We start from the raw sequence: 7,455 nt of genomic DNA, 5'->3' as shown, positions 1-7,455 counted from the left end.
TTCGCCCACTTCCCGCACCTGATCGAGCGCGCCAAGCCGGGCCTGATCATGGTGCGCGCCGACGGCCGCCGCTTCACCAACGAAGCCGACTCGTACCACGACGTGCTGCAGGCGCTGATCCGCACCACACCCGATGTCCAGCCGGTGCAGGCCTGGCTGGTGTGCGACCACGCCTTCATGCGCCACTACGGTCTGGGCGCCGCCAAACCCGCGCCCATGCCACTGGGCCCGATGCTGGCCAACGGCTATGTGAAGCGCGGCAGCACCCTGGCCGAACTGGCCCACGCCTGCGGCATCGCGGCCGACGGGCTGGAGCGCACCGTGCAGCGCTACAACGCCATGGCCCGCACCGGCAAAGACGACGATTTCGCCAAGGGCGAGACGCCCTACAACCGCCTGCAGGGCGACGCCGCCTTCGCCGCCGAACGCGGCTGGCCAAACGCCTGCATGGGTCCGCTGGAACGTGGCCCCTTCTATGCCGTTCGCGTGGTCGCCGGCAGCCTGGGCACGTTCGCAGGGCTCCAGGTCAACGCAAGTGCACAGGTGCTGGACGGGCACGGCCAGCCCATCCCCGGCCTCTACGCCGGCGGCAACGACATGGATTCGATGATGGCGGGCCACTACCCCGCCGGCGGCATCACCCTCGGCCCCGCGATGACGTTCGGCTGGATCGCAGCACACCACATGGCCACCCCTGCCGCGGCTGACGCCGCGTCCCCCTCAAGGGAGCGACACCTGCAGCCCGACAAAGCCGGTTCTGCGGTGTCCCTCGACTGAACATTCCCTCATTCCAACCCAACAGATCGCACCATGTTCTACGAACTCGCCACCATGACCCTGCCCTTCGGCACCGCCGCCGCGGCCGCCCAGAACGTGCAGGCCTTCTGCACCGCGCCGGAAGCGAAAGGCGAGCTGCTGGCCTGCTGGTTCACCGACATCGGCCAGCTCAACCAGATGATCGTGTTGCGCGGCTTTGCCGATCTGGCGAGCCTGCAGGCCGAGCGAGACCGCACGCAGCACAGCGCGTCACCGTTCGGCTGTGGCGAGATCTTCCAGCCCCTGGAGCAACACAGCTACCAGGGCTTCCCGTGGATGAAACCGGTGCGCCCCAGCGCCGAGAGCGGCATCACCGGCCCGGTCTACGAGATCCGCACCTACGGCATCAAACCTGGTGGCGTACAACCCACCATCGATCTGTGGGCACAGTACGTGCCGCCGCGCGAACAGCTCTCGCCCTGCGTGATCGCCATGGTCGCGCTCGACGGGCCTCTGCGCTTCACCAACATATGGGCCTACCCCTCGCTGGATGCGCGCAGCAAGGCCCGCGCCGACGCGGTGGCGCAAGGCATCTGGCCACCCAAGGGCGGGCCCGCACACCTCACGACAAACATGTTCTCGACCATCGCGCTGCCGACGGCCGTATCGCCCTTGAAGTGAGCTGAACATGGCCCGCGTCTATTCACTTGCGTATCTGTCTTCACACCGCTGCACGCCGCCGGAAGCGGTCCGCATCGCCGACGCCAACGGCTACCCGTTCGTCGGTCTGCGCCTCTGGCCCAATGCGCCGGGCGCGCCGCAGCAGTTCCTCATCGAGCGCCCTGATGTCCTGAAAGAAACGCAGGCCGCGATGGCCGACACGGGGGTGGGCATCTTCGACGTGGAGATCATCCGCATCGGCGAGACCTTCGACCCCCATACCTGGGACGCGCTGTACGACGCCTGCGCGGCGCTCAAAGCCAAAGCCATCCTGGTGGCCGGGGACGACCCCGACGAGGCGCGCCTGACGACAAACTACGCCCGCCTGTGCGAGGTGATGCAGCCCTACGGCCTCACGGCCGATCTGGAGTTCATGCCCTGGACCGAAGTGAAGGACGCGAAGAGCGCGCTGCGCATCGTGCAGAACGCCGGCACGCCCGCCAATGCCGGCATCCTGGTCGACGCGCTGCACTTTGGCCGCTCCACGACCACGCTGGAGGACATCCGCGCCATCCCGCGCCAGCTGCTGCACTACGCGCAGATCTGCGACGCGGTGGCTGGCACGCACTTCACGACCGAAGAAATGATCCACACCGCGCGCTGCGAACGCCTGCTGCCGGGCGACGGAACCATCGATGTGCAAGGCCTGTTCAACACGCTGCCCGCCGACCTGCCGGTGAGCGTCGAAGTGGTGAACCTCGAACGCGAAAAGACCGCCGACCCTTCGCAATGGGCTGGCATCTGCCTGACCGCGAGCCGCCCGTTCACCGGTTGAACACACCATGCTGATCCCGTTCGACCGCATTTCCAGATTGCCCTTCTTCTTCGGCGCGCGCTGGTTCAGCAGTGCTTGACTTGACCCACCCCTGCGGCGCTGCGCGCCACCCCCTCAAGGGGGCGACACCAGCCGTCCGGCGGAGCCGGCCCGGCGGTGTCCTCCGTCAAGCCCACTTCACCTCTCTCGAAAGAACCCCATGGATTTCGCACTCAACGACGAACAGAAAATGATGATCGGCACCATCCGTCGCTTCATCGCCGAAGAACTGCACCCCCTGGAAGACGTGCTGGAAAACACCGGCGCACTGCCCGAAGCCGACGCCCGCCGCATCCACGCCAAGGCCAAGGAACTGGGCCTGTACGCGCTCAACATGCCGGCCGAACTGGGCGGTGGCGGCCTCTCCAATCTGGACCGCATCATTTGCGAAGAGCAGTTCGGCCACACCAGCGACATGCTGATCCGCCGCGCCTTTGGCAACGTGTACGAACCGCTGCTGCACTGCAAGGGCGAGCAGGTGGATCGCTGGCTGAAACCGGCGGTGGAAGGCACGCGCACCTGCGCCATCACCATCACCGAATCGGGCGCCGGTTCGGACGCCGCGGGCATCAAGACGAACGCCAAACGCAACGAGCAAGGCCAGTGGGTGCTCAACGGCAGCAAGCACTTCATCAGCGACGGCATCTGGTCCGACTTCTTCCTGGTATCCGCCAAGACCGGCGAGAAAGAGATCAGCATGTTCATGGTGGACAAGGGCCTGCCCGGGTTCACCGTGGGCAAGGACCAGGCCATGATGGGTCTGCGCGGCACGCCGCACCTGGAACTGTTCTTTGACAACGTGGTTCTGGAAGACGCGGCCTTGCTGGGCGAACAGGGCCAGGGCTTCAAGCTGGCCATGGCCGCGCTCAACGTGGTGCGCCTGGCGCAGGTGGGCGCGCGCGCCGTGGGCAAGGCCACGCATGTGTGCGAGCTGATGCTGAGCTACGCGAACGACCGCCAACAGTTCAACACCCGCATCGGCGACTTTCAGATGGTCCAGCAGATGCTGGCCGACAGCGTGATCGAGATCAACGCCGCGCGCTGGATGGTCTACCACGCCGCCTGGATGCTGGACCAGGGCCTGGACGCGCGCGAGCAGATCGCCATGGTGAAGGTGCACGCGGCCGAGACGCTGGGCCGGGTGGTCGACCGCGCGGTGCAGGTGTTCGGCGGCATGGGCTTCTGCAAGGAACTGCCGATCGAGCGCTACTACCGCGATGCGCGGATCTACCGCATCTTCGATGGCACGTCGGAGATCCACCGCGGGGTGATCGCCAAGTCGGCGCTGAAGAACGGTGCTGTTCTGTTTGACGTGCACCGCTGATTTTGGGCTCATCCATTTTTGCGTTGGCGTGGCATCTGAGCGGCAGCCGGTGCGGCGCCCTCCTCATGCTGGGGTACCAGAAATCGTCGGGCGCCGCACCGACCACCGCTCAGTGGGTGTGCCAGCAGAAAGGCACGCCGCGAAAGCGGAGTTGTGATCTCGGCCCGCCCTGGTTCACCGATGGATGCCTGTGGCGGCCGACGATTTCTGGTACTCCAGCATGAGGAGGCAGCCACAGGCATTCGTCGGTGCGAGTGAAGTGATTTGAGTATTGGAGTGAGACAGAACATGAGCAAATTCATGACCGCTGCCGAAGCAGCGAACCTGATCAAAGACGGCGACACCGTGGGCCTGATGGGTGGCGGTGGCGGCCTGATGGAAGCCACGCACGTGTTCGAGGCGGTGCAGGCACGCTACCTCGCCACGCAACAACCGCGCAACCTCACGGTGATGCACGCCCTGGGCATCGGCGACAAGAAGACCAAGGGCATGAACTGCTTCGCGCACGAAGGCCTGGTCAGGAAGGTCATCGGCGGCCACTGGGTCTGGTCGCCCGCCATGCAGCAGCTGGCGCTGAGCAACAAGATCGAGGCCTACATCCTGCCCGGCGGTGTGAGCAGCCAGCTGATGCGCGAGATCGGCGCTGGCCGGCCTGGCCTTATTTCACACGTGGGCCTGGGCACGGTCTGTGACCCGCGCTTCGGCGGCGGGCGCATGAACGACGCGGCCAACGAAGACCTGGCCGAAATCATCAGCATCGACGGCCGCGAGTGGCTGCGCTACAAGCCCTTCCCCATCCACGTGGCCATCGTGCGCGCGAGCGCGGCCGATGAGGACGGCAACATCAGTTTCGAGCACGAGGCCGCCAACCTCGACGCGCAATCGCTCGCGCTGGCCGCGCGCAACAGCGGCGGCACGGTGATCGTGCAGGTGAAGGAACGCCTGCCCAAGGGCGCGCTCAAGGCGCGCGAGGTGCGCATCCCCTCGGCCTGGGTTGACGCCATCGTGGTCGACCCGAACCAGCAGACCAGCTACGACATCCCCTTCGACCCGGCCTTCAGCGGCGAACTCACCGGCGAGGCCCGCGCAGCGAGCGAAGCCGAGGACCACGCACGCGAAGTGGCGGCCTCACAGGAAGCCTTCAGCGAACGCCAGGCTGTGGCCCGCCGCGCGCACGTCGAACTGTTCAACACCGGCAAGTCGCGCCCGGTCATCAACTACGGCGTGGGTGTGCCCGACGCGGTGGCCAAGCTGATCGCGGCACGCAACGAGCAGCACCGCATCTACCAGACCATCGAACACGGCACCTACGGCGGCACACTGATGGACGGCGTGCTGTTCGGCTACGCGCGCAACGCCACCGCGATGCTCGATGCGGCGACGCAGTTCGACTTTTACGGCGGCGGCGGGCTGGACGTGGCCTGCCTGGGCTTCGGCGAGTTCGACGCCGAGGGCAGCGTCAACGTCTCACGCCTGGGCGGCGTCACCGTCGGCCCCGGCGGCTTCATCGACATCGCGCAGAACGCGAAGAAGGTGGTGTTCTGCGGCACGCTGGCGGCCAAGGGCGTGAAGCTGCAAACCGGCGATGGCCAGATGCGCGTGCTGCAGCAAGGCGCGGTGAAAAAACTGGTCAAGAAGGTGGACCAGATCACCTTCAGCGGTCCGCAGGGCCTGGTGCGCGGGCAGGAGGTGCTGTACCTCACCGAGCGCGGCAGCTTCCGCCTCACGCCGCAAGGCATCGAGCTGTTCGAGATCGCGCCCGGCATCGACCTTCAGCGCGACGTGCTGGACCAGATGGACTTTGTGCCGCTGGTGGCGAAAGACCTGAAGGTGATGGACGCCGCGCACTTCACGGCGGCCTGAACTCGGCCACCGGATGCCCGACAGGCCTCAGCGTTGTGACTTCAACGCTTCGTAGGCCTCGCTCACGCGCTTGAACTCGCGCTCGGCGAGTTGCTGCACCAGCGGCGGCACATGGCCCAGGCGGTCGGGGTGGTACTGCTGCAGCAGGGTGCGGCGCGCGCGCTCGACGGCGTCCCAGGCACTGCCCTCTTCCAGACCCAGCACGGACCAGAGTGTGGCCTCGGCCACCACGTCCGACCCGGCCTGGTCGCCGTCGTCGGCGTCGACCTCCGGCTCAGGCGCCTCGATGCGTTGCACCAGGCAGACCGAGGCTTGCCAGTGCACCGCGTACTCGGTCTGGCAGGTCGGGCAGCGCACCTCGCCCGGGGCATCCAGCACAGGAATGCGCAGGCGCTTGTGACAACACACGCAGCGCAGGATGGGCGGCTGGTGTGCGGCCGCGGGTGGTGGCTCGACGGGCGCCTCGGCCGCCGCGCCCAGTGCGGCCCGCAACCGCTCGGTCTTGGACAGCGGGCGGCAGGCCAGTTCGGCCCGCACCGCGTCACACACCGCGGGGTTCCGGCCGTGCTCCAGGTGCAGCACGGCCAGCTCGTCCACGCTCAGGGACTGCAGCGGGCGCGATCGGCTGGGCGGGGGCAGCAGCACCAGATCGGCCGGCTCGGTGTCCAGCAGCTGGCGCGCGTGCCAGATGTCTTCGCCCATCAACGGCAGACTCGCCAGCGCCTCGGCCGGATCGACCACGCCGGCCAGCATCTGGATGGTCAGGGCCGGCAGGTCCAGAAACGCGGTGCTGGCCTGCGCCAGGTCGTCGTCCAGCGACTCGATGGGCCGGAACCCGATGCGCAGCTGGCTCAGCCCCCAGTAGCTCACGCCCATGGCTGTGGCCAGTTCGCTCAGCGACAGGTCGCGCTCCGCCGCGGCCTGCATCAGGGCCGCGATCAGCAGGCCACCCGGGCGCTTGACGCCGTCCGGGTCCAGCCGCCCGCTCCAGGGCTCGGGCGTGCCCTCGACGGGCTTTTTCGAGAAGGCCGACGCGAAAGCATGGGCGGTGGTGGGGGGCATGGCGTGGGGGCGTCCGGACAAGACAACGGGGCGAAGTCGAGGGCGGATCGTACAGGGTAAACCCGCAACAGCCACCGCTCCACCGGGCGGCGGCCCCCAAGCGACCGGGCCGCCCCTATACTGCCGAAATGAACGAACCAGTACATTCTCGCCGACCCGGGACCCGCGCCAAGCCGCTGGTGGCGCGCGAGCCCACGCGCACCAACGACCCCGAGCGCACCATGGCCAACATCATGGAAGTGGCGATGGCGGAGTTCGCGGAGAAAGGATTGGCGGGCGCGCGCATCGACGAGATCGCGGCGGCCACGCACACCAGCAAGCGGATGATCTACTACTACTTCGGCAGCAAGGAAGGTCTGTACCTGGCCGTGCTGGAGGAGTCGTACCGCCGCATGCGCGAGATCGAGGGTCAGCTCAACCTGGACGATCTGGAGCCCGAAGCGGCGCTGCGCCGGCTGGTCGAATTCACCTTCGACCACCACGCCAGCAACGAGAAGTACATCCGTCTGGTGGTCTCGGAAAACATGAATCGCGGCCAGTTCCTGGCGCAAAGCAAAACGATCCAGCAGCTCAACGTGCCGGCCATCTCGTCGATCCACAAGCTCTACGAGCGCGGCGTGGCCAGTGGCGCGTTCCGCCCGGGGCTGGACCCGATCGACATCCACGCATCGATCTCGGCACTGACGTTCTTCAACGTCTCCAACCGCCACACCTTCGGCCTGATCTTCAAGCGCGATTTCACCGCGCCTGGTGTGGCCACGCTGCGCCGCGCGGCGGTGGTGGAGATGATCGTGCGCTTCGTGAGCAAGTAACCCCCCTGCGCCGCCTGCGGCGTCCCCACCCAGAGGGCGATGCGAGTGGCCCGGCAAAGCCGGCTCCACCGCATCCTGGCTTGAACATCCCCTCACTGCGTAAA

General features: G+C 67.0%; 7 protein-coding genes. 6 read left to right on the top strand and 1 reads right to left on the bottom strand.

The annotated features are described in order from the left end of the window. From ACR2JA_RS04320 to ACR2JA_RS04300, 5 genes are all read left to right on the top strand, one after another. The coding region (locus ACR2JA_RS04320) for an FAD-binding protein (protein WP_434007886.1) at nucleotides 1–777 on the top strand (777 nt) is incomplete at its 5' end. Nucleotides 778–810: 33 nt separating this feature from the next. Next, nucleotides 811–1,437: an NIPSNAP family protein gene (locus ACR2JA_RS04315; protein WP_434007885.1), complete on the top strand. Its 627-nt coding sequence runs from the start codon at nucleotides 811–813 to the stop codon at nucleotides 1,435–1,437. Between the two features lie 7 nt (nucleotides 1,438–1,444). Beyond that, nucleotides 1,445–2,251 (top strand): sugar phosphate isomerase/epimerase family protein, encoded by an 807-nt coding sequence (locus ACR2JA_RS04310; protein ID WP_434007884.1) that lies wholly within the window; start codon nucleotides 1,445–1,447, stop codon nucleotides 2,249–2,251. A 199-nt stretch (nucleotides 2,252–2,450) separates the two neighbouring features. Next, nucleotides 2,451–3,614, top strand: a complete 1,164-nt coding sequence (locus tag ACR2JA_RS04305; protein WP_434007883.1) for an acyl-CoA dehydrogenase family protein — start codon at nucleotides 2,451–2,453, stop codon at nucleotides 3,612–3,614. Nucleotides 3,615–3,902: 288 nt separating this feature from the next. Next, nucleotides 3,903–5,477, top strand: a complete 1,575-nt coding sequence (locus ACR2JA_RS04300) for an acyl CoA:acetate/3-ketoacid CoA transferase (protein WP_434007882.1) — start codon at nucleotides 3,903–3,905, stop codon at nucleotides 5,475–5,477. A gap of 27 nt (nucleotides 5,478–5,504) precedes the next feature. Here ACR2JA_RS04300 and ACR2JA_RS04295 read toward each other — a convergent pair whose 3' ends face one another. Then, a complete protein-coding gene (locus tag ACR2JA_RS04295) occupies nucleotides 5,505–6,539 on the bottom strand; it encodes a J domain-containing protein (RefSeq protein WP_434007881.1) in 1,035 nt (344 codons plus the stop codon). 128 nt (nucleotides 6,540–6,667) lie between these two features. On the opposite strand from ACR2JA_RS04295, the gene ACR2JA_RS04290 reads away from it, so the two are divergent. Continuing rightward, nucleotides 6,668–7,351 (top strand): TetR/AcrR family transcriptional regulator, encoded by a 684-nt coding sequence (locus tag ACR2JA_RS04290; RefSeq protein WP_434007880.1) that lies wholly within the window; start codon nucleotides 6,668–6,670, stop codon nucleotides 7,349–7,351. The last annotated feature ends 104 nt before the right edge of the window (nucleotides 7,352–7,455 follow it).

This window comes from Hydrogenophaga sp., from assembly GCF_051007235.1.
GTDB lineage: Bacteria > Pseudomonadota > Gammaproteobacteria > Burkholderiales > Burkholderiaceae_C > Hydrogenophaga.
Note: the sequence above shows the minus strand (reverse complement) of the source record. Positions and strands in the feature narration are given on the sequence as shown.